The sequence below is a fragment of the Liquorilactobacillus vini DSM 20605 genome (genome assembly GCF_000255495.1).
Classification (GTDB): domain Bacteria; phylum Bacillota; class Bacilli; order Lactobacillales; family Lactobacillaceae; genus Liquorilactobacillus; species Liquorilactobacillus vini.
In genome coordinates this window covers 1-1,115 of record NZ_AHYZ01000132.1, presented here as the reverse complement: position 1 = coordinate 1,115, position 1,115 = coordinate 1, and the positions used below count along the sequence as shown (strand labels likewise).

The window sequence follows — 1,115 nt, the reverse complement described above, 5'->3', positions numbered from 1 at the left end:
CCTTATTAGTTGTTGATGTTGAACCACTAACAGCATTAACTAATTGCAAAATCTGACCAACGTAGATTAAATTAGCATTAGTTATTTTATTTAATGAAACTAAACTTGAAACACTCGTTCCATGGTTACGAGCGATTTCATAAAGAGTATCACCAGACTTGACCGTATAAGTAGCACTCGTACTACTTGTAGAAGAAGTGCTACTATTTGATGTAGATGCTTGGCTAACCAATTGCAAAACTTGACCGACATATATTAGATTAGTGTTTGAAATTTGATTTATTGCTGCTAATTTCGAAACAGTCGTTGAAAATTTTCGTGCAATTCCCGATAAAGTATCGCCAGACTTGACTGTATATGTGTCATCTGAACTACCACCGGTGTTTGTTGTGTCGGAGTTTTGCGAAGCTACAGTACCAGTATATTTAAAAGCGACTTTATCCCACGCTGTCAGATTATAGTCACTGATTAAGTTTTCCAATTTTGAGGTATAGTCAACATCGGTAGCATAACCATCATTCTTTATTTTTTGAGCTGCTGAATCAGCATTGGTTTCACCAACAAGATTACTATACCTCGAGCTCTCTGCTAACAATTTAGCATGATCAATAATACTGTCGTTATCACTATCATAGACACGAAAAACAGCAGTTACCGTATGATATTTGCCGTTATAATATTCTTCAGTATATAAAGTGACTGTCTTTCCGGTCCATGAACTTCCAGCTTTAATTCCAAATAAATTATGATACTTGCTAGCTAAAGTGGAGGTTCCCCAACCACTCTCTAAAATAGCTTGTGAAGCTGTTAATGAAGGCAATATCTTATATTCAGTCCAGCTATTGATTGATCCAGCTAAAATTTCATTCAAAAAATTAGCAACTTTAGTATTACTTCCATATGCAGAGGTATTTTCATTTGTCAATTTTTCCAATTCAGCAGTTAATTGGTCTGTAACTGAAGCCGTCGTAGCTTGGGTTGTTTGACTAGCCGAGGAAGTACTCCCAGCTGTGCTCGAACTCTGCTTAGAATTAGTAGTATCTGTTGAAGAGACTGTGCTTGTTTGCTTAGCATCAGCATCACCAGTATTATTTGAAGATCCATTACTCTTGGCT

At 36.4% G+C, this 1,115-nt stretch carries 1 protein-coding gene; it reads right to left on the bottom strand.

Annotated features, from left to right (window positions below; translation table 11 throughout):
- Positions 1-1,115: glucosaminidase domain-containing protein (locus tag ON15_RS07645; protein WP_010580905.1), on the bottom strand; the 1,115-nt coding region annotated here is incomplete at both ends.